We start from the raw sequence: 22,196 nt of genomic DNA on the forward strand, positions 1-22,196 counted from the left end.
AAGGCTGCGTTATGGTATCTGGCGGGGCAAACCCTGAAGAGAAAGCCCCTGGCTCGATAGAGAACCCTTAGATAGCCAGGGTTTCTAGCTGCGCCTTGGCCGCTTCCATCCCCTTGCTCTGGGCATCCGGCCCCATCCCCATCCCTTCGGCGTAGATGAAATCCACCTCTTTGATGCCAATAAAGCCCAACACGGTACGCATGTAAGGAGTCACCAGATCGGTGGCGCTGCCAACGTGCATGCCGCCGCGCGGACTGATCACCAGCGCGCGGGTGTGTTCAACCATGCCGACTGGGCCCGTCTCGGTATAACGGAAGGTAACACCGGCGCGAGCCACCAGATCGATCCAGTTTTTTAGCTGGGTCGGGATGTTGAAGTTGTACATGGGGGCCGCAATCACCACCAGGTCGCTCGCTTTCAGTTCGGCGATCAGCTCGTCGGACTGGGCGATCACCGCCAGTTGACGCTCATTAAGGTTGTCACCACCGCGCAGGCCGGAGGCCAGCTCGCCATCCAGCACCGGCAGGTTGAGGGCGGCCAGATCCCGCACGGTCACGGTATCGCTCTGATGCTGGGTGAGGAAACCGTCGATCAGGGCGTTGGATTGGGAATATTGACCCAGGATGCTGGATTTGAGTACGAGGATATTGGCCATGGTGAAACTCCATTTGGTTGTCGGTTGAACAGCTTGGCTGTCGATGGAGGTCACTCTAAACATTGTGCTTATTTGCTGATAGCGAAAATAGATGCTCAACTTGTTCAAAATTTTTGATGCAAGGCCACTTCCTCGCCAGCCAGCCCCGCGACCGCGCTTCAACCCTTGGCAGAACAAACGATTGCCGTTATGATCCGCCGCACTTTTTCCAGCGACCAGGATCCCATGATACCCTCGCGCAGGCACTCTCCTTTGGCCGGTGCAGTCTGGATGATGGTGGCAGGACTCTGCTTCGCCGCCGTCAACAGTCTGAGCCAGTATGTCAGCTTCAAACTCGGCCTTGCCTCTACCCAGGTCGCCTTCCATCAATACCTGATCGCCCTGATCTGCCTGTTGCCCTGGCTGGTTCGTCATGGCTTGCGCCAATCCCTGATGACCAATCAGTTCCGGTTGCACCTGTTGCGGGTGCTGCTGGCGGTGATCGGCATCCAGCTCTGGCTCTGGGCACTGGCGTTCCCCGTCCCCATCTGGCAGGGGATCGCCCTGCTGATGACCTCACCGCTGTTTGCCACCTTGGGCTCTGCCCTGCTGCTCAAGGAGCAGGTGAGCCGCGCCCGCATTCTGGCCACTCTGGCGGGCTTTGCCGGCGCCATGGTGATCCTCGCCCCCTGGACCGACGAGTTCAACTGGGCCTCCCTGTTGCCGGTAGCGGCGGCGCTGTTCTGGGCCGGTTACTCCCTGATGGTGCGCTATCAGGCGGCCAATGAATCATCCCACACCATAGTGGTCTACCTGCTGATCTTCAGTACCCCATTCAACGTCATGCTGGCCCTGCCGGAATGGCAGTGGCCGAGCGAGAGCCAATGGCTGCTGGTGGCAGCCTCCGGCGTGCTGACGGCGCTGGCCCAGATGTCCATCGCGCGCGCTTACAGCGTGGCGGAGGCCTCCTTCGTGCAGCCTTTCGATTTTGCCAAGCTGCCAATGAACGTGCTGGCGGGCTGGCTGGTATTTGGCTGGGCGCCCCCCGGCCGTCTGTGGCTGGGCGCCGCCATTATCATTGGCGCCATTACCTTGCTGACCCATCTGGAGCAGCGCGCTCACAAATCCGTTTCCTGAGGTACGCCATGCGTGCCTCTTTTTTTGCCCGCTATTCCCGCAATCACCTGTGCAATAGCGGCCATCAACAGTGACCATCGACATCAGGAGAGATCGTATGTTTGGAACCGCAACCCGCCCCGGCGCCACCCGTGCCCTGCTGCTGGGCTCCGGCGAACTTGGCAAGGAGGTCGCCATCGAGTTGCAACGGTTCGGCATCGAAGTGATCGCCGCCGACCGCTACCCCAATGCCCCCGCCATGCAAGTGGCGCACAAAGCCCATGTGCTGGACATGCTCGATGGCAACGCCCTACGTGCCCTGGTTGCCGAGGTCAAACCCGACCTTATCATCCCCGAGATTGAAGCGATCGCCACCGATACCCTGGCCGCCCTTGAGCAAGAAGGGGTCAAGGTAGTGCCCAACGCCCGCGCTACCCAGCTCACCATGAACCGGGAAGGGATCCGTCGCCTCGCCGCCGAGACTCTGGGGCTGCCCACCTCCCCCTACCGCTTCGCCCAGAGCAAGGAGGAGTTTGTCGCCGCCGTCGGGGCCATCGGCCTGCCCTGCGTGGTGAAACCTGTGATGAGCTCGTCCGGCAAGGGGCAGAGCGTGTTGCGCGATCTCGCCAAGCTGGATGACAGCTGGACCTACGCCCAAGAGGGTGGCCGCGCCGGTCGCGGCAAGGTGATCGTCGAAGGCTTCGTCCCCTTCGAGTACGAGATCACCCTGCTCACGGTACGCGCCGTCGATGGCATTCACTTCTGCGAGCCGATCGGCCACCGTCAGGAAGATGGCGACTACCGCGAATCCTGGCAGCCGCAGGTGATGAGCGAGCTGGCGCTGGCCCGATCCAAAGAGGTGGCCGCCAAGGTGGTCGAGGCCCTCGGTGGTTACGGCCTGTTCGGGGTCGAGCTCTTTATCAAGGGCGATGAGGTGTGGTTCAGCGAAGTCTCCCCCCGCCCCCACGATACCGGCATGGTGACCCTGATTTCCCAGGATCTCTCCGAGTTCGCCCTGCACGTGCGTGCCATTCTGGGGCTGCCGGTCGGCACCATCACCCAGTACGGGCCGAGTGCCTCTGCCGTGGTGCTGCGCGAAGGGCACAGCCAGAATATCCGCTATCAGGGGATTGGCGAGGCATTGGCGCTGGTACCGGGTGCCCAGCTGCGGCTGTTTGGCAAACCGGAGATCGCCGGTCGCCGTCGTCTGGGCGTGGCACTGGCCCGCGCGCAGGATTGCCCGGATGCGGTGGAACAAGCCAAAGCGGTCGCTGCCAAGGTAGAGGTTGTTTTCTAAGGGCTTTTTTTGCCACAGCAAAACAAACGTTTGCCGATGTGATCGGGCGCAAGGGGCATGGCAATGCCCCTTTTGCATTTGCCCGTCAGGCTTATAATCCCCTCTTCAAATTTGTCAGGAGTACAAGATGTTAGCTGCCGTGATCTTCGATATGGATGGTGTTCTGATCGACTCGGAACCCTTTTGGCAACAGGCCCAGATCGCCGTCTTCTCAGAGCTGGGTCACCCCCACACGGTCGAGGACTGTGAATCGACCATAGGCGTGCGCATCGATCAGCTGGTCGCCCACTGGTATCGGCTGCGCCCGTGGAGCGGCCCGACCCAGGAAGAGGTGGTGCAGCGCATTCTGGATCGGGTCAACGCCCTGATCCTCTCCGAAGGTCAAGCCAAAGCAGGCGTGTTGGAGGCACTCGACCTTATCGAGGCGCGCGGGCTGAAAGTGGGTCTGGCGACCTCCTCCCCGTTTGCCATGGTAGAGGCGGTGCTCGGCAAACTCGGCATCCGCGATCGCTTTATGGCGGTCCACTCCGCTGAAATCGAGCGTTTCGGCAAGCCGCATCCGGATGTCTATATCCATGCTGCCGAAAAGCTGGGGGTTGAGCCGGTGCACTGTCTGGCCATCGAAGACAGCTTTACCGGCCTGCTGGCGGCCAAGGCGGCCTCAATGACAGCGCTGATCGTGCCGGATCCTGCTTTAGTCGGCGACCCACGCCTTGCCATCGCCAACTACCAGCTAGGCTCGCTTGCCGAACTCAATGCTGAAATGCTGGCCAGCTGGGCCAAGTAACGCCTCTCGGCGCCCCGTTACGCACGCTTTCTTCTACTCGCGGGGGGCATCCAGCCCCCTGCTATTGCCAAGCAACCGTTGGCAATCCCCCTCTTGCCACCCGAGTTCCGCAACCAGATGGCCCCTCTCGCGAACGACCCGCCCAACCGGTTGGGCCTTGCCATCGCTCTGGTTTGATCTCTGTCATAAACGTGCGTTTGCTCGCGGTTAACTCTCTTCAGCCCGACTAGAATCAGGGTAGATAAGCGGCCCCAAGGCCCGAGGAGGTTATCATGATCGAGTACACCAGCAAGCGCATCGTCTGCCCCCACTGCGGCCACCATACCCGGGTCGAGCTGGATGCCAGCCAGGGTGATCAAGAGTTCTATGAGGATTGCATGGCCTGTTGCAACCCCATCCACCTGCGGCTTCACCGCGACGAAGTCCGCGACTGCCTGCAACTGTTTGTGGATGCCGACGACGAGCAACTGTTTTAGTTGCGAGTCATAACCAGCCGAGCAACTGTTTAGTTGTGGGCATAACCCGCCGAGCGGCTGTTAGAGGCAATTGAACAAGCCTAAAAATCAACAAGGGCCTGCATGGTGCAGGCCCTTGTTGTTTGCGTGATAACCACAATCGCAGTGAGCGTTATGCGTCTGCTCGGGCCGCCAACACCCGTTCTACCGTATCGACAATGGCCTGGGTCTGAGGATCGATCTCGATATTGGTCTGCCAGCCAGCCTTGACCCAACCGAGGTTGGTGCGGGCCAGGGTCTCGGGAATAAGGTGAACGCAAAACTCACCCTCGCGCACCTCGCCGATAGTCAGACTGATACCGTCAATACCGATGTATCCCTTGGTCAGCACATATTTCATCAGCGTGGGGGCAAGGCGATACCACACCTGACGGTTGTTGGGGGTGTCGATCATACCAGTGACCTCTGCCATGCCGATGATATGGCCAGACATGGCGTGACCGCCGATCTCGTCGCCAAAGCGGGCAGCCCGCTCCACATTGACCTTGTCCCCCACCTGCAACAAGCCAAGGTTGGTGAGGCGCAGGGTCTCCTGCATCAGATCGAAGCTGACCAGATCCCCCTCGACCCGGGTGACGGTCAAGCAGCAGCCGTTGTGGGCAACCGAGGCACCCAGGGCCAACCCTTCCCCCCACGCCGGGTTAGGCATGCGGATCACATGGGTACGGAAGTTGGATTGCTCCTCGATGGCCACCAGTTCGGCGGTCCCCTGCACTATGCCAGTGAACATCTCTCGTCTCCTGCTACGGCAAAAAGGGCAGGTTAACCTCGGGCAGAGGGTGAGACAAGGGTACAGGCTGACAAGCTTGCGCTCGATCGTTATAGTGACGCCGTTCAAATCAGGGTTAACAAGGAAAAAGAAATGCAGGTATATCAATGTTGCGAAGCGATCCGCATCGCCTATAACCAGATTGGCTCCGGTGAGCAGGGCTATGTTCCTAATGCCATTGCCGCCACCATCCGCGCCCTCAATGCGGTTGCCGCCGACGAGCGGGTGCCCGCAGATCTCCGTGAACAAGCCGCCTATGCCGCTGCCAACCTGCTGATCAGCGATCACGAAGACGCCTGATCCTGCCCTCGGGGGCGGCAACTATTTCGTCCTGGATGAATTTCAGGCTAGAATGCCTCCCCCCCTTTGCACCTTCGTTCGAACGTGCAAAGGATCTTCCCGATTTCCGCTCTTTTTTTACTCTTATCTGATCCACTCGGAGGTGTCAGTGCAACGTTATTGGTCCGAGGCGAAGCAGCTCGTCCGTTTAGCCAGCCCCATTCTGGTCGCTCAAGTGGCTCAGGTCGCCATGAACTTCGTCGACACCGTGATGGCAGGTCAGGTCAGCGCAGTGGATCTGGCAGCCGTCTCCGTGGCGTCCAGCTTCTGGTTACCGATCATCTTGCTGGTGCAGGGGATCATCATGGCGCTGACGCCCATCGTCTCCCAGCTCAATGGCGCCCGTAAGCGAGAAGAGATCCGCCCAGCTGTACATCAGGGCTTCTGGCTGGCGCTGATGGTGACCCCCATCGCCATGGTGGCGCTCTACTTCAGCCCAATGACACTGCAATATATGAATGTGGAGCCGGTCATGGCCGCCAAGACCACCGGCTACTTGCACGCCATCTTGTGGGGTCTGCCTGCCTTTGTGCTGTTCCAGGTGCTGCGCAACTTTAGCGAGGGGCTCTCCCACACCATGCCCACCATGGTGATCGGTTTTGTCGGGTTGGCGGTCAATATTCCTGCTAACTACATCTTCATTCACGGCCACTTCGGCATGCCGAAACTGGGCGGGGTGGGTTGTGGTGTGGCGACGGCCATCGTGCTGTGGGCCATGCTGCTGGCGATGATCCTCTATGTGAAACTCTCCCCTCACTTCAGCAAGATCCGTCTCTTCTCCCAGCTGGCACGTCCCAATGGCAGCCGGATCTGGCGGCTGTTTCGCTTGGGGTTTCCCATCGCCATGGCGATCTTCTGCGAGGTGACCCTGTTTACCGTGGTGGCGCTGATGCTGGCACCGTTCGGCGCTGAAATCGTGGCCAGCCACCAGATTGCCCTGAACTTCTCCAGTCTGGTGTTTATGCTGCCGCTCTCTATCGGGGTGGGTGTCACCATCCGTGTCGGCCACAGCATAGGTGAAGGTCAACCCCATCACGCCAGAGTGGCTGCCCGCACCGGGCTGATGCTGGGCATGGCTGTTGCTACCGGAACTGCGGCACTGACCATACTACTGCGCGAACAGATCGCCTCCATCTATACCGATGATCAGCAGGTGATCGTCCTGGCGGCCATCTTGCTGTTCTTCGCCGCCATCTATCAGATCTCCGATTCGGTACAGGTGGTCGCGGCCGCCGCGCTTCGCGGTTACAAGGATACCCAGGCGATCTTCTACGTCACCATCGTCGCCTACTGGGGTCTGGGGCTGCCCGCCGGCATGATCCTGGGACTGACCGACTGGCTGGTACCACGAATGGGACCACAAGGTTTCTGGATCGGCTTTATCGTCGGCCTCACCAGTGCCGCCCTGATGCTGGGGGCGAGATTGCGCCATATCTATGGCCGCTTCGCCACTCCGGAGGCCTGCACAACCCTGTCACGGGCCCAGTAACAGGGCTTGGCAAGCATCAACTCGCCTGCAAAATCAACAGGCTGCGCAAGAACTGGGCAAACAGTCTCCTTTGTGCATATGGCTTGTTGACAGCCTTGGGGGGCATGGGTAGTATGCCGACCACACCAGCAATGCTGGTAATATGAAACGGGCATTTGCTCGGTTCATCGAGTGGGTTTATAGCTCAGTTGGTTAGAGCACTACCTTGACATGGTAGGGGTCGTTGGTTCGAATCCAATTAAACCCACCACTTTATCTGTGATGCGTCCTTAGCTCAGTTGGTTAGAGCACCACCTTGACATGGTGGGGGTCGGTGGTTCGAATCCACTAGGACGCACCATCACAGAACACTGTTTATGCGTCCTTAGCTCAGTTGGTTAGAGCATCACCTTGACATGGTGGGGGTCGGTGGTTCGAATCCACTAGGACGCACCAAATTTAAAAAACCTCGCTCAAATGAGCGGGATTTTTGCTTTTATGCCCTTCCCTATCTATTACTTTTTATAAACCCAAAAAGGGGCTTGTTTGGGTCATCTTATTTGCTTGTGCCTAGGATCAGCATTCTGGTGCCCAAATTAGGGGCCAACTCATCATACACCGGTGCCCACCGACGACCCCTATCGAGGAAATATCAGCCTTAGTCGTGGCGGTATTATCGGCAAACCTGATGACCTCATAATCTCAGAGTTATGGTGATTTCTGGTGTACGGGGGATAAAATGAGTGGCGTATCCTGCTGATTGATTCCTGCAAGAATCTCAATCAACAGAGGTGATACGCCTTGACCAAAATTCTACCCTCAGTAGCCCTGCTACAACGTGAGGGGTAAACCAGACAGGAGTCTCGGTGAGATAAATGGCGGCCGACCGAGGTGACCGCCATTGTGTTTGCTGTGAGTTGACCTGAGTCATTGAGCCAAAACAGGCTGGCTCAGGCATTGAGCAAGAGCGCCTGATAGACGTCAGACAGTGCGGCCTCAATGGGACGCCAACCGGACCTCTGCCGGGCCACCACAGAGCCTATGTCGGGACGCCTACCGGGATCAGCCTGAGCATTGCCATTCTGGTCTGGGGGTAAACCAATCAGCCAGTTTGCCGCCCCGGCTCGCAGCTCAACGCTTCTCAATTTCGCTAAACCACTCACCGGTACTCCAGTTACTGGTATTCTGGCTGGTTCTGACCCTGACCGGAGAATTTATCAACCGGAGCGCCTTGTCATGAACATGCATCGCGCTCTCCTTGTATCTACCCATACTCATTTTTAGTGACTTATCTGCGTTATTGGTGATGATCACATACCCATTATCAATCACACAGCGAGTCAACACCCCAAAATCATGCCAAACAAAACCACTCATCATTAATCCATACTGTAACGTTGAACAACAACCACCGCAGTATTGCGCGACTTAACACCACGGCATGATTTAAATGCTATCAGTTGCACAGCAGTGGGCTGGGCTTACCATTGGAACTGACAAACAGGCCCTTGATCGCTCGGGTGGCAGCCACATGCAGCAGTGCCCGCTCATTAAACAGGGCATCACGCTGCTCAACCGGATCGTCGGATTGAATGGCTCTGGGCTCTGGCACTACGCCATCGTTGATGCCGGCAAGAAACACATACTGAAACTCTAGTCCCTTGATGCGGTGCATGGTGGCGATGCGCACCCCGGGGTGCGCCACACTGTCGGCACTATCCTGGCCCAGCACAAAGGTAGTAATGCCGGCGTTGTTGAGCTCAGTGGTATATCGCTCATAGGCATACTTGGTACGGGCTGTCAGACAGATATCGGTATCTGGGGTGCCCTCTTGCAACAACGCTTTGATCTGCTCAGCGATGGTGGCTGCCTCTTGCTTAAAGTCGGCATGATGGGTCACCAGCGGTGCCTCGCCATGCATCAGCGACAAATAGTCTTTATCGGTATCAGACTCGCCATCGAGGTTATCGGTCGGCACCCCATTCAACAGCGCCACGGCGAATTTACGGGTCTCTTCGGTGGTGCGGTAGTTTATCTTGAGTTTCTTGCTGCGCCGACCGCGCACATTGATACCACACTGACCGAGCACCACCTTGTTGCGATAGATGCGCTGATGGCCATCACCGACGATGAAGATGTCGTTTTCGCCTTCGGGGATGAGATGGCGCAACAACACAAAGGTGGGTGCGCCCATATCCTGCGCCTCATCGACCACCAGATATTGATAAGGCAGTTGCACCTGTTTCTCTTTAAACAGCACCACAGCCTCAAGCATGGCATCGTGCATTTCGCGCAACTTGGCACGCGCCATTTGCGCCCGATACTCTTCAAATACCGGCCATATCTTGGCTCGCTGCAAGCGCGAAATGGCCGTGCCTCGCCCTAAACGGCTGACCTTGAAGTAATCCTCGCGGCTGTGAACCCCATTGGGCTGCACCACACGATGCCACTCTTCCAAATAGAAATTCTCTGGCAAATTGAGGTCAGTGGGCAGCTGCTGCAGTGCATACTCCCAGCATTTGCGGCGCGCCGGATCGCCGTCATACACCACCCGAAAATCATAACCGTGGCGCTTTAGTTGATCGGTCAGCCAGCCATCGATATGGATCACCTCAATTTTGGCCAGCTCTTCACGGCTGCATAGCCGCTGCAGGTTGGCACGAATATCGGCCGCTAGGTTTTTGGTGAACGTAGTGAACAGCACCTTTTTGCCGGGCGCGGCTAACAAACGCTGCGCCAACCAACGGGCTCGGTGCATGGCGACCACGGTTTTACCGGTACCAGCACCGCCCAGCACCCGCACCGGACCATTGGCGTGCGCTTCCACCAGCTTGCGCTGGCTGGGGTGCAAAAATACCCGCCATTTTTCCAGCGGGGCGTTGAGCATTTGCAGCAGCTCCTGCTCGCTCTCCACCACGGAAAAGTGCCGCTGGCTGCGCTTAATCGCCTGTTCGAAATCGTCGGTATCAACCTTCACATCCGCGGCGTCATTAAACTCGGCCAATACCTCGTCATACTCCAGCCCTTCGGCCAACCAATAGAGCGGCTCCCAGGCATCGGCCGGCATCACCCCCTCCAGCTGGTAGAGCTCGCTCAAGTTGGTCAATGCCATCACCCGATCCAAAAACAGCGCCGGCACCCCGAGTGCCATGATCTGCTCGGTCGAATAGTCGGCAAATAACGGGGTTGGCTTGAATGCGATGGGCTGATCAGGATCGTCCAGCGGTGGCTGCACAACCAGGCTGGTATCGATCACCTGCAACGCGCCTGTAGCGGGGTGAATTTCACACTTATGATTTTTAGCTCAAGAATAAGCATCATCATGCTTATCTACCCACAACAGCATATAGAGATTGCCCTGCTCGGGTTTGAGCACAATGCCGCGGTAGTTCTGGTCGATGCGCACCGAATGCACATTGGCGCTGCTGGTATCGTGAATTTTTTCGTAGTTAAGCCCCTTGCCGGTGGGGTCATTACGAAACTTGGCAAGAAACTCCATCACCTTTTTTTGTTGTGCTTTGGGGATCTTGGCAAATGAAGTTAAAAAGCCATCGGATATGGCAACTTTCAGGGATGGCAGTGTCATGCCTTACCTCCTGTGACTGTAGTGGTCTAATCATCCCGGACACCATTTTAGGTGGTACAGTCGCCACCATGACCTGAGGTGTTCAATGACAAGATTGCGTCGCTCATTTACTGCCGAGTTCAAACTCGAAGCCGCATCCCTGGTGCTCGACCAGGGATATTCTGTCACCGAAGCCAGCCGTTCACTGGATGTCGGTGAAACCGTACTTCGCCGCTGGGTTCAGCAGCTTCAGTCAGAACGCAGTGGCACAACCCCAACCAGTAAAGCGCTGACTCCGGAGCAGCAAAAAATCCAGGAGCTGGAAGCCCGCATCAATCGGCTCGAACGCGAAAAGGACATTCTAAAAAAGGCTACGGCTCTCTTGATGACGGACGAGTTCACACGTACGCGCTGATAGACCAATTAAGAGAGCAAGCCCCCATCACCCTGGTCTGCTGCGCTTTCAATGTTCCAACATCCTGTTTTTACGACTATCTGGCTCGCAAGCGGACGATTAACCGTGAGCGGATACAGCAACACAGCGAGTTGCGCCGGTTGTTCAAAGAGAGCAGGAGCTCGGCAGGCAGCCGCACCTTGATGTCGATGATGCGGGAGCTGGGGTATCAAATTGGCCGATTCAAAGTACGTAACCTGATGAAGGAAGCCGGGCTGGCATCCAAACAGCCGGGCGCACACCGTTATAAGGTGGCACGGTCTGAACGACCGGACATTCCCAATCTGCTGGCCCGAAAATTTGATGCTCCGCAACCCAATCAGGTGTGGTGTGGCGATATCACCTACGTCTGGGCAGGTGGTCGTTGGCATTACCTGGCCGCAGTACTCGACCTGCATACCCGACGGGTCGTGGGCTGGGCGATGTCTGACAAACCTGATGCAGAATTGGCAATAAAAGCGCTGGAGATGGCTTATCAGCAGCGGGGCTGCCCATCAGGCGTGCTGTTTCACTCCGACCAGGGCAGCCAATACGGCAGTCGGGCATTTCGGCAACGACTGTGGCGCTATCGCATGACCCAAAGCATGAGTCGTCGTGGTAACTGCTGGGATAACGCCCCGATGGAGCGGTTGTTCAGAAGCCTGAAGTCAGAGTGGCTACCGGTAACGGGATACATGAGGCTGCGGGAAGTGAAGCGGGATATCAGTTATTACCTTATGGATTACTACAACTGGCGGCATCCACATCAACACAATGATGGAATACCGCCAACAAAAGCCGAGGCTCGGCCTAACCAAGTGTCCGGATTTAGTTGACCACTACAACCTTATGAAATAGTTATTATTCAATCACATAACTGAGTAACAACGATTGAAGCACCTGCAGCGCCTGATCGAACTCGAACTCGTTAACCGCACGGCTCACCTCTTGAAACGCAGCCCGCTGCGGCGATGCACTGCCAGCCAGATCAGCCTCTATCTGCTGACAGAGCACCAACACCTGGGCATCGCTCTGTGCCAACAAGACCCCCAACTGCTGCAGTTGCGCCGCCAACATCTCGGCATCGATGCTCCGGAGGGCAGCCACCGTCACGGGGGATGATGCCAGCGCGGCTTCCAGACCAGACAGCAGGGGCGTCAGCTCAGCCATCAGGGCTGGCAAGCGGGTTGCAACCCCGGCACCATCCCCCGCTTCACAGGCGCGCTCTAGCAGAGTTGCCTGCGTCGCCACACCGGTAGCCCCTATGGTGCTGGCACTGCCCTTGAGGGTATGAGCCAGACGCCGGGCCGTGACCTTGTCATCCGACGCCCATGCCGAGTGAAAACTGGCTGCAAAACCCTGCTGTCCCTGCCAGAAGCGCTGCAACATATTGCGGTAGAGCGCGCTGTCGCCCCCCATCACGGCCATGCCCCGCTGCACGTCAAGGCCAGGCATACCTTGCCAAGGGGTCGTATCGTCTGGCACCTGCGAGTTGCTGGCGGCAGGCAGTGGTCTGGCGGGTGTGATCCAGTGCGAGAGGGTCGCCAGCAACAGCGGCATATTCAAGGGTTTGGCGATGTGGTCATTCATGCCTGCCGCCAGCGCCTTCTCTTTATCTCCGGCCATGGTGCTGGCGGTCATGGCGATAATAGGGATCCCGGCCAGCGCCGGATCGGCGCGGATCAACCGGGTCGCAGTATACCCGTCCATCACCGGCATCTGGCAATCCATCAGGATGCCGTCAAAGCCGCGATCTTGCGCCAGCAGAGCGAGTGCTTGCGCCCCATCACAGGCACAGACCAGCGTGATCTGCTCCTTGCCCAACAGGGCCAACGCCACCTCCCGGTTCATGTCGTTATCATCCACCAGCAGCAGACGAGCCCCCGCCAGCCCATGACCGGGCAGCGCCACCTGATGATGGAGGCTTGCATCCGATAATGCCTCCTGTCCCCCGGCATCGCCCCCCAGCGCCTGGCACAGTGCTTGCGGAGTAAACGGATGGGCAAGCACATTACACGGCGGCAACCCCTGCACAGAGGCATGGCTGGCAAGCTGTGCGGGATCGCCCGAGGTGATCAGCAAGATCGCGGGCGGCGCTGCCAGCGTGGCAACCTCCTGCAGCACCTCTGACAACCAGCCCCCCCCCTCCTGCCAGCCCAGCATCAATCTATCAAAGGGTTTGCCCGCCGTGATGCCTTGATGCAGCAGTGCCAGCGCCGCTGCGAGATAGTCCGCGCAGACAAGCTCAACGGGCTGCGCCGACAGCTGGTGGAAAATGGCCGCTCGCGAAGCAGGGTGCGGCTCCAGCAACAGCAGACGCTGCGCTGCCAACGGCATGGCCACACGTTGATCTTTCTCATTACCCTGATCCGCCACGGTGGCGAGACAGATACGGAAGTGGAACTCGCTGCCCAGTCCCGGTTTGCTCTCCACCCAGATCTCCCCGTCCATCAGTTGCACCAGATTGTGCGTGATTGCCAAACCAAGACCGGTGCCACCATATTTGCGAGTGGTCGAGCTATCAGCCTGCTCAAAGGAGTGAAACAGACGCTGGCACTGTTCGGCCGTCATGCCGATACCGCTATCCTGCACACAGCCCTGCAGCCAGATCTTGTCATCCCCCTCCTCACTTCGCACCAGCCGGACAATCACCTCTCCCTGCTCGGTAAACTTGATGGCATTGCTGGTCAGGTTGAGCAGGATCTGGCCAAGCCGCAGGGGATCGCCGCGCAAACGCTCAGGCAGATCACCGGCCAGATCGAACAACAGCGCCAGCCGCTTTTCCCGCGCCCGAAACGCCGTCAGATCAGTCAGCCACTCAAATACCTCGTTGAGCCGGAAATCCGCCTGTTCCAGTTGCAGCTTGCCCGCCTCCATCTTGGAGAAGTCGAGGATATCGTTGAGGATCCCGAGCAGGTTGTTCGCCGCCCTGTCTATCTTGCTCACATAGTTGTGCTGCTCGGGGGAGAGGCTGGTTTGCAGCGCCAGATGGGCCATGCCAATGATGGCATTCATCGGTGTGCGGATCTCATGGCTCATGTTGGCCAAAAATTCGCTCTTGGTTCGGGTAGCATCTTCGGCGATCTGCCTGGCTTCGAGCATGGCGGCCTCCGCCTGCTTGCGGTCGCTGAAGTCGAAAATGATCCCGTCCAGATAGGCGGCCTTGCCCTGGGCATCATAGGTAGCAAGCCCGATGGAGTAGACCCAGCGGATCTGACCCCAGCGATCGAAGATACGGTACTCGTTGATGTATTGCCGGTACCCGGCAATGGCATCGATAGTGTTGCGGTTGCTCAGTTCGAGGTCGTCGGGATGGATCAAGTCACCAAAATCGAGGCTGTTGCCAACGCCGACAAAATCGCTGGCGAGATAGCCGGTCAATTTTTCCGCCTCGTCGCTGACGAACAACATGGTCCAGGGGTGATGAGGCAGGCAGCGATAGACCATGCCCGGCACGTTGCGCACCATAGACTGGATCCGCTGTTCGCTCTCATGCAACCGCTGGCGATCTGCCGCAATCCGGTCATGGGCCTCCCGCATGGCCTGCTCGGCGGCACGGATCGGGGTGATGTCGACCAGGCTGCCGACCGCGCCGCTACGCTCGCTCTCGGCAAGCTCGATCCCCGAGAGAAAATAGAGCATGTCTAGAGGACAGCCATCCGGCGAGAGCAGACGCACCTCATGCTGCGTTCTGGCCTGACTGCCAGCCACCCTCTGCAAGGTGCTGTCCTCATCCGCCACGTCCAGCCCGGCCAGTTGGGGCAACTCCACCAGCCGCTTGCCCTCGACTGGCTGGGCGCCACCAAATGCGCTGGTAAAGGCGCGATTTACCCCCAGCAAGCGACCCTGATTATCGGTATAGAAGAGAGGATGTGGCAGGGTATCGATCAACGCCTGCTGAAAGGCAAACTGCTCGTTGCGCTCGCGAATGCTGCGGCGACGCAACATTCGCCCCTGCCAGAGCAGGGCCGAGATCAGACAGATTAACAGAGCGGTGCCGAACAAGGCCACTCGCCGCCATCCTGACACGGCCTGCTCCACATTTCCCAGCAATAGCAGCGTCCACTGCCCTTTGGCATCGTGCCACTCAATGGGCAGGCGGCTCACCAGATAGCTATCCTTTCCGATCCTCACTTCACTGCCATCAAGTGCAGGCAGGATCACCGGCTGGCGATCCGGAGCAAAGTAGTGTCCGTACTGGCGAGAGGCAAAGAGCTGCTGTTGCCTGACGGTAGAGTTTGGCCCCACCACCGCCATTTGCCAGTCGCTCTTGTTGCTGGCCATCACCACCCCGTCAGGCGAGACCAGCAAACCGATGGTATCGCCCCACCCGGCAAGAAAGGTATCGAGCAGCGCCATCTCGTAGCGCGCTACCACCACACCGGTAATGTCGCTTCCTTGCGCCCGATCGTGAGATACCGGCGCCGCCACATAGATCATCCGCTTGCCGGTATTGAGGCTAACCCCGGCATCTACCGTTTCCAGCCCCTGGATCCCTTGCCTGAAGTAGGAGCGAAACGACACATCCTGCCCGACGACATGGCGACCGAGCGCATCCCAATCACGGACTATCACCCCTGCTTTATTGGTAACAAAGGCATGATTGGCCTTCACCCCCTGCGCCAGCACCTGCAGTGCCTCGCTTGGGCTCAGATCTCCCCGCTCAAGCAGGGAGGATTGCTGGATCTCGCGGTTGAGGCGGCCGGCCAGTTGCACCGCCCCCATCCCTTTGCTTGAGAGGGTCAGTTGCTGCAAATTCTCGCCCTCGCGCTGAATGCGGGTATCCAGCGACTGGCGATACTCCTGCCGCTCCAGTTCCAGATAGAAGGCATCGACCAGCGTGGCCACCATCAGGGAGAGCAACAGCACAAGCGCCACATGCCACAGAGGTGGTCTCATGGTTGGCAACCGGCCTCGCCGTCTTGCTCGGCAATCTGTTGCAGTGCCGGTGCCAGCACGACAAACCCGTCAAGCAGCGCCGGTTCAAACTGGCTGCCCCGTGCGGCCACCATCATCCCTAGCGCCTGCTCCCGGGTATATGCCTGACGATAGGGACGCTCACTGGTCAATGCGCCATACACGTCGACAATTGCCATCAGCCGAGCCGCCAGCGGGATCGCCTCTCCCGCCAATCGATCCGGATAGCCGCTGCCATCCCACTTTTCGTGGTGATGACGGGCAAGCACTCGGGCAAGGGAAAAGCCGGCGTGAGGCTCTCCAACAATCAGTTCCAACCGGGCAATCGCCGCCTCTCCCAACTCAGGGTGACGAGCAATCCACTCCTGCTCTGATGGGGTCAGCGCCGCTGGCTTGCACTGGATAGACTCCGGTATGCCCAGCATCCCCAGATCACGCAGGAGGGCAGCCTGACAGAACAACTCAAGATCCAACCCGGCCAACGCCTCTCGATAGCGCGGATGAGTGATCATCTGAGCGACCAGCGCACGCAGATAGGCTTGCGTGCGTAATGCATGATGGGGAGAGTCAGGAACGCGGCGCTCAGTCACAGAGGCCAGCAACAAGGCTGCGCCCTGCTCAATAAGCTGGCTCGCCGATCGACTGTGTTGTTTTTGTGCATCCAACCGCTCACGGGATTGCCGCAACTGATCGGCTGCCCGCTTTAGCATCAGATGGGTTTCTATTCGCGCCAACAAAACAGGAGGACTGATAGGCTTGGTGATGTAATCGGCCGCCCCCAGGGCAAATCCCTGTCGCTCATCGGCCACTTCGGCGCGGGCCGTCAGGAAAATGACCGGGATTTCACAGGTCTGGGCATCGGCTTTAAGCTGACGGCACACCTCATAACCATCCAGATCCGGCATCGTGATATCGAGCAACACAAGGTCGAGGGACATGTCGGCACGGGCTATCTCCAGCGCCTTGCGACCCGTGGTCGCCAGCTTGATACTGTAGCGTGCGCTGAGCAGTGCATTCATCAAATTGAGGGTACCGGTATCATCATCAACCACCAGCACCACAGGACGAGCTGCGTCCAGGGCAAGATGTTCCATATCTCGTGATTCTCCCTGCCATGATGGAAGGCGGCGAACCTTGCCAGCCCTATCTCACACCATAACGGATCCCCCGGCTGGCAGCCATGACAACCCGGTTGAAATGTGCGATCTAACCAATGGAGCCAACAAGTGGCAAAGAAGAAAGGAAAAACCGGAGACAAGGAGAAAGCGGATATTGGATAGCACAGCTGTGCGCATCACAAGAGAGTCTGCGCCAACTGCCGTGGCGACATCAGATTGAACCAGCCTCGACTCTACTTGATGAATCGAGATTGCTTGCGGATTTATATCTCTCGCGCACGGCAGCAGAGGTATCAGTTGACCAAGGTCATGCACACTATATTATCATGCTCAAAATGAGCTGGCAGGATACAGCGACAGATGGGTACATCAGATAGCCATATGGACATAGCAAAACTCATTTCCGGGCCCACGCTGGTACTGGAAAAAGATAATGTGCACAGTGATGCGCTCTGCCATCAGTTACGTGCCATTGGCATAATCCAGATTACGGTCGTGGAGAGTGTCGAGGCGCTGGAACATTGCGTGGCTGATGACCCCGCCGCCATGATCATCTGCAATATCGATATCGACTCGGCGAATCTGCTCACGCTGCTGAAAAATATCCGCAGTACGGCACCTCATCACACACTGCCTTTTTTGACCCTGACCTCAGGGACCGATCGCCCATTGATCGAACAATTTGTCCAGGCGAAAGTCTCTGACATTATTTTGACCCCGCTCAAACCCGATACCCTTAAAACCAGGATCACCCGGCTACTGATGGCAGCCAATCAGTCGCAACACCAACTCTCTCAACTCGACTTTGGCCTTTTGCACCGTTTTTCCAACAGCGATCTGGTCGCCAGCAATCAGGACAGCCCTACCATTCTGGTGGTTGACGATATTCCAGATAATTTAATGCTAATCACCTCGGTATTTCGCAAGGAGTTTCATCTCAAGCTGGTCAAGGATGGAGAAAAGGCGATCAGGATCTGCCAATCGGATAATCCCCCCGATCTGGTGCTGCTCGATATCATGATGCCCAATCTGAACGGATTTGATGTCGCCAAAATTTTGCGTGAACACCCCCACTCAGAACATATCCCCATCGTCTTTATGACGGCACTGGATGATATCTATTCACGTAAACGGGCGATGAAACTGGGAGCTGTCGATTTTATCACCAAACCGATAGACATCGAGATGCTGCGTTTTCGTATTGCCAATCTGATGCGGCTGGTACATGCCAGAAGAGACTTGCAAAAAGAGTTCGATCAGATGCTTGAGCTCAACGTGCTCAAAGAGAGTCTCGAGTTCAATATCCGCTATGAAATCCGGGAGCCTCTGCTCAATGCGGTACACCTGCTGGAAGAGCTGGCCGCCGACTCATCGCTTAACATGATCCAAAAAACCCAGCTATCCATCACCAGAAAATCCGTGAAGGATGCGCTGGAATTGACCCGTCTAGCCACCGAGCTCTACAAAATTGAAACCGGCACTTTTGTTTTGAAAGCGGGTAAAGTCCAGCTCTTTGATATATTCAACCGACTCTCGGTGCAGTTCAAAAATCTCTATGCCGAGAAAAAACTCGATATCAAGCTGACTAAACCAAAAAATTATCTCTATGACGAACTGTTCATCGCAGGCGACGAGTTTCTCTGTTATTCCGCGTTTCAAATCTTGCTACGGCTCACCTGTGAACGTGCTGCACCATCTTCCAGAGTAGAGATTATCTGTCTGAAAAATCCTGACAGCATTATCTTGAATATTGGTTTCACTACGGTACTGGATAGCAGTAGCGTTCCGTTATTATTCGATAAATATTCATCACCCAACAGTGAAGAGCGCACCAGCTACAATGGTTACCATAGTAAAATCATGCTGGAAGCCCATGGCGCCACCGTCACGGTGTCGCAGGATGAAGAGGCCCATCAGCTGAATATTTCGGCACTCTTCCCGCAAAAAGCGGATTTCAATCCATATGCAGAGTGAGCTAGGTCAACGTCCCGGTGCTCAGCCATGACATCGACACGGATTATTTTCCTCTTCTGTGATAGGTGAAGAACATGCGGGGGATTTATCACTCCCCTTCCATTCATCGTCGTCAGGTAGTTTAACGCAACGGGGTATTTTCATGCATGCAGCAGTAAGGATGAACACCATGAACCTATCAATTCTCCCGTTTGGTTATCTATTGTATTCCCCATCCCACAGCCCAATCAATTAAGGTGATAACATGAATCTCTTTCGCCGCGTTATCCCCTTGTATGTCCATATTGCCCATCTATTTTTAGGCTTGCTGCTGGTGTTTGCCCTGATCACGCTCGGCCACCAATACCAACAGACCAAAATAATGTTGATGAAGGAGGTGGAAGATAGATTCAGCCTGATCGGTCAACTGACGACTCAAGAGCTGGAGGGGCTGTTTCGACCTGCGGCTCTGAGCGCCAATATGCTCGCCCAGCAGCGCTTGATCGAGGCGACCACACTCAATGCGCGTATGGCGAGCATTCCATACATGGCGACTCTGCTAACAGGACAGCCATCAGCCAACGGAGTTTATGCCGGCTACCACAACGGCGATATGTTCTGGCTCATGCGCTGGCCTGCCGACACAGAGGTGCAACACTTGACGCCTCCCGCCAATACCCGTTGGATCGTGAAAAGCGTCCGGCATCTGGAAGCGACTACCCTCACGGATATCTTCGCACTGACCGACAATCTCGCCATCATCGAGCACAAACAGGTATCAGGGCAGGTCTTTGATGCCAGAGAGCGACCATGGTTTATTCAGGCCGAACAGGCCGGGCGACTGGTGCAAACTCCACCCTATATCTCGATCGATACCCAGGAGATCAACCTGAGTTTTGCCAAACCGATGCAAAACGGGGCTGGCGTCGTCGGGGTAGACCTGAGTCTGCGATCCATCGAGCGCTTGCTCAAATCAGCCATGATCACCCCCAATATGCGGCTGGCCATCATCAATGAGCTGGGGGAGCTGGTTACCAGTCATAAAGGCGGGATGATCATTCACGGTGAGAACGGGGCATATCGGCTGGCCAAGGTCGCTGAGGCAGAGCTCCCCATGCTTCAACATCTGATCGATGCCAGCCAACGCCAGAGTATTGATAAACTGACGTTCCAATCAGAAGAGCGCGATTGGCAAGGAATGCATATTGAGCTGCCGGAAGCGGGTGAATCACAGCTATCACTCTGGATTACGGCACCTGTCGATGAGCTGCTGGCCACCGCCATCACCATTCGCAATCAGACCTTCCTTCTGTCAGGGGTCTTTCTGATCCTGGCCCTCTTCGCCGCCATCGTGCTGGCCAGAACCGCCGCCAGGCCCCTCGATGCCCTGACGCAAGAGGCGAAGAAAATTGCCAGCTTCGACTTCAACGACCCGGTCAGGGTCAACACCTATATTGCCGAAATCATCGATCTCTCCCAGGCCATGGGTAACATGAAATCGACAATTCAGCGCTTTTTGCAGCTTTCCACATCACTATCAAGCGAGACCAGCTTCCCCCGCTTGCTGGTGCGGCTGCTCACCGAAATGCAGCAACTGACAGGGGCAACAGGCTGCATGCTCTATCTCTCCGATAGCGATAACAAAACGTTGGAACTGGCAGGATTGTGCTGGAATGGCGAGGTGCAGGAACAGAAGCCAACTCACCGCATTGGCACTTCCAACCAGCCGACACATCCGCTGTTCCGGAGCTTGCAAGGGGTAGAGCTGGAACCGGTTGCATTGCTCTCCAGCGAACTGCAGTTCCTGTTCCCCTACATAGACGTGAGCGACACACCACTCACCTTCTGGCCGATAACCCTGAAAAACCGGGATGGCCAGCTGCTCGGCACCCTAGTGTTTCTGATCGATGAACAGCAGAAATCCCTGACCCCGCAGCGGATGGCCTTTGTCAAAGCGCTCTCCTCCACCGCCGCCGTGGCGCTCACCACCCAGCGACTGCTGGAGGAGCAGCGCAATCTGCTGGAAGCCTTTATCCAGCTCATCGCAGGGGCCATCGATGCCAAGAGCCCCTATACAGGTGGCCACTGTCAACGAGTCCCCGAACTGACCAAGATGCTGGCAGAAGCGGCATGTGAGGCCAAGGAGGGGCCCTTCCAACACTTCTCGCTCGATGAAAAACAGTGGGAAGCAATACACATCGCGGCCTGGCTGCACGATTGCGGCAAGGTAACTACCCCGGAATTTGTGGTCGACAAGGCCACCAAGCTGGAAACCCTGTGCGATCGCGTTCACGAGGTCAGGATGCGCTTTGAAGTGCTAAAACGGGATGCCGAGATAACCTACTGGCAGGCATGTCTGCATGGGGGTGATGAGACCGCGTTACAGGCCACGCTGCAAAAACAGTGGCAACAGCTGGATGAGGAGTTTGCCTTCATCGCCCGCTGCAACGAAGGGGGCGAATTTATGGCCACGGAGGATATAGCAAGGCTGCAACAGATCGCAGGCCGTACCTGGCAGCGCACGCTCTCCGATCGGATGGGTATCTCTCAGGATGAACTGGCACGCAAACAGCGGAAAGCGGAGTCACCGCTGCCAGTTACCGAACCCTTGTTGGCCGATCGCCCGGATCACCTCTTCACCCGCAGCAGCCGTGACCGCCTTGCCCCTGACAACCCCTGGGGATTTCAGGTCAACATCCCCGAATACCTCTATAACCGGGGTGAGCTCTACAACCTCTCCATCCGCCGGGGCACCCTCACGGACGAGGAGCGCTACAAGATCAATGAGCACATGATCCAGACCATCATCATGCTCGACAAACTCCCCTTCCCCGCCAACCTGAAACAGGTGCCGGAAATCGCAGGGGGACACCACGAGAAGATGGATGGCACCGGTTATCCCAAGCGGCTGAAACGGGACGAGATGAGCATTCCCGCCAGGATGATGGCCATCGCTGATATCTTCGAGGCGCTGACCGCCGGCGATCGCCCCTACAAGAAAGCCAAGCCCCTTTCGGAGGCCATACGCATCATGGGATTCATGCAACAGGATCACCATATCGACCCCGAACTGTTTACCCTCTTTCTCCGCTCCGGCGTCTACCTGCGCTATGCCGAGCGTTACATGAACCCGGAGCTCATCGACGAGGTGGATATCACCCCTTATCTGGCCAGCAACGTCTCCCATAAGGTGTAAAACTACTTATCACGGAAGAGGCCGCAATAGCGGCCTCTTCCTTTCATATTGCTACTACCAACCATGCAAGCGCACCACTTGGTGCACTC

The 22,196-nt window shown here is 57.0% G+C and carries 15 protein-coding genes and 3 tRNA genes; 12 read left to right on the forward strand and 6 right to left on the reverse strand.

Annotation, left to right across the window (positions count from 1 at the left end):
- Nucleotides 1–67: 67 nt before the first annotated feature.
- Entirely contained in the window at nt 68–655 is a 588-nt protein-coding gene (locus tag CK911_RS07600) for an FMN-dependent NADH-azoreductase (protein ID WP_042023770.1), read from the reverse strand.
- Nucleotides 656–880: 225 nt separating this feature from the next.
- On the opposite strand from CK911_RS07600, the gene CK911_RS07605 reads away from it, so the two are divergent.
- The 4 genes from CK911_RS07605 (at nt 881) to CK911_RS07620 (ending at nt 4,310) form a co-directional block, all read left to right on the forward strand.
- Nucleotides 881–1,771: a DMT family transporter gene (locus CK911_RS07605; RefSeq protein WP_172953982.1), complete on the forward strand. Its 891-nt coding sequence runs from the start codon at nt 881–883 to the stop codon at nt 1,769–1,771.
- Nucleotides 1,772–1,868: 97 nt separating this feature from the next.
- The gene (gene purT, locus CK911_RS07610) at nt 1,869–3,047 is read left to right on the forward strand and encodes a formate-dependent phosphoribosylglycinamide formyltransferase (protein WP_098969520.1); all 1,179 of its coding nucleotides are present in this window, start codon (nt 1,869–1,871) and stop codon (nt 3,045–3,047) included.
- Nucleotides 3,048–3,174: 127 nt separating this feature from the next.
- Complete coding sequence (gene hxpB / locus CK911_RS07615; RefSeq protein ID WP_098969521.1) at nt 3,175–3,834, forward strand: hexitol phosphatase HxpB; 660 nt, start codon at nt 3,175–3,177, stop codon at nt 3,832–3,834.
- 272 nt (nt 3,835–4,106) lie between these two features.
- Complete coding sequence (locus CK911_RS07620; protein WP_042023780.1) at nt 4,107–4,310, forward strand: CPXCG motif-containing cysteine-rich protein; 204 nt, start codon at nt 4,107–4,109, stop codon at nt 4,308–4,310.
- A gap of 151 nt (nt 4,311–4,461) precedes the next feature.
- Here the strand turns inward: CK911_RS07620 and CK911_RS07625 are convergent, their stop codons facing one another.
- Nucleotides 4,462–5,079 carry a riboflavin synthase subunit alpha gene (locus tag CK911_RS07625; RefSeq protein ID WP_098969522.1) on the reverse strand — a complete coding sequence of 206 codons (618 nt, stop codon included), beginning with the start codon at nt 5,077–5,079 and terminating at the stop codon, nt 4,462–4,464.
- A gap of 132 nt (nt 5,080–5,211) precedes the next feature.
- Between CK911_RS07625 and CK911_RS07630 the strand changes: the two genes are divergently transcribed.
- The 5 genes from CK911_RS07630 to CK911_RS07650 all read left to right on the forward strand — a co-directional run bounded on the left by CK911_RS07630 (nt 5,212) and on the right by CK911_RS07650 (nt 7,381).
- Nucleotides 5,212–5,418, forward strand: a complete 207-nt coding sequence (locus tag CK911_RS07630) for a YaeP family protein (protein WP_042023783.1) — start codon at nt 5,212–5,214, stop codon at nt 5,416–5,418.
- 148 nt (nt 5,419–5,566) lie between these two features.
- Nucleotides 5,567–6,946: an MATE family efflux transporter gene (locus CK911_RS07635; protein ID WP_098969523.1), complete on the forward strand. Its 1,380-nt coding sequence runs from the start codon at nt 5,567–5,569 to the stop codon at nt 6,944–6,946.
- A gap of 173 nt (nt 6,947–7,119) precedes the next feature.
- Nucleotides 7,120–7,196 (forward strand) — tRNA-Val (locus tag CK911_RS07640).
- A gap of 13 nt (nt 7,197–7,209) precedes the next feature.
- Nucleotides 7,210–7,286: transfer RNA gene (locus tag CK911_RS07645), tRNA-Val, on the forward strand.
- Between the two features lie 18 nt (nt 7,287–7,304).
- Nucleotides 7,305–7,381: transfer RNA gene (locus CK911_RS07650), tRNA-Val, on the forward strand.
- 1,000 nt (nt 7,382–8,381) lie between these two features.
- On the opposite strand, the gene CK911_RS07660 is transcribed toward CK911_RS07650, so the two are convergent.
- Both CK911_RS07660 and CK911_RS21415 read right to left on the reverse strand, forming a co-directional pair.
- Nucleotides 8,382–10,181 carry a DEAD/DEAH box helicase gene (locus tag CK911_RS07660; protein ID WP_216640700.1) on the reverse strand — a complete coding sequence of 600 codons (1,800 nt, stop codon included), beginning with the start codon at nt 10,179–10,181 and terminating at the stop codon, nt 8,382–8,384.
- 48 nt (nt 10,182–10,229) lie between these two features.
- Nucleotides 10,230–10,511: a type II toxin-antitoxin system RelE/ParE family toxin gene (locus tag CK911_RS21415; RefSeq protein ID WP_216640701.1), complete on the reverse strand. Its 282-nt coding sequence runs from the start codon at nt 10,509–10,511 to the stop codon at nt 10,230–10,232.
- Nucleotides 10,512–10,596: 85 nt separating this feature from the next.
- Here CK911_RS21415 and CK911_RS07665 point away from each other — a divergent pair.
- A protein-coding gene (locus tag CK911_RS07665) for an IS3 family transposase (RefSeq protein WP_098969525.1) occupies nt 10,597–11,759 on the forward strand; the annotation gives its coding sequence in 2 pieces (ribosomal slippage) (nt 10,597–10,852 and nt 10,852–11,759; 1,164 coding nt in all).
- Nucleotides 11,760–11,784: 25 nt separating this feature from the next.
- Here CK911_RS07665 and CK911_RS07670 read toward each other — a convergent pair.
- Both CK911_RS07670 and CK911_RS07675 read right to left on the reverse strand, forming a co-directional pair.
- Complete coding sequence (locus tag CK911_RS07670; RefSeq protein ID WP_098969526.1) at nt 11,785–15,822, reverse strand: ATP-binding protein; 4,038 nt, start codon at nt 15,820–15,822, stop codon at nt 11,785–11,787.
- Nucleotides 15,819–16,934, reverse strand: a complete 1,116-nt coding sequence (locus tag CK911_RS07675) for a two-component system response regulator (RefSeq protein WP_098969527.1) — start codon at nt 16,932–16,934, stop codon at nt 15,819–15,821. The genes CK911_RS07670 and CK911_RS07675 overlap by 4 nt, the downstream gene beginning before the upstream one ends.
- Nucleotides 16,935–17,318: 384 nt before the next feature.
- Between CK911_RS07675 and CK911_RS07680 the strand changes: the two genes are divergently transcribed.
- Nucleotides 17,319–18,932, forward strand: a complete 1,614-nt coding sequence (locus tag CK911_RS07680; protein ID WP_098969528.1) for a response regulator — start codon at nt 17,319–17,321, stop codon at nt 18,930–18,932.
- A 244-nt stretch (nt 18,933–19,176) separates the two neighbouring features.
- Nucleotides 19,177–22,107, forward strand: a complete 2,931-nt coding sequence (locus CK911_RS07685) for an HD domain-containing phosphohydrolase (RefSeq protein ID WP_098969529.1) — start codon at nt 19,177–19,179, stop codon at nt 22,105–22,107.
- Nucleotides 22,108–22,196: the final 89 nt, after the last annotated feature.

Source organism: Aeromonas sp. CU5, assembly GCF_002586745.1.
Lineage (GTDB): Bacteria > Pseudomonadota > Gammaproteobacteria > Enterobacterales > Aeromonadaceae > Aeromonas > Aeromonas sobria.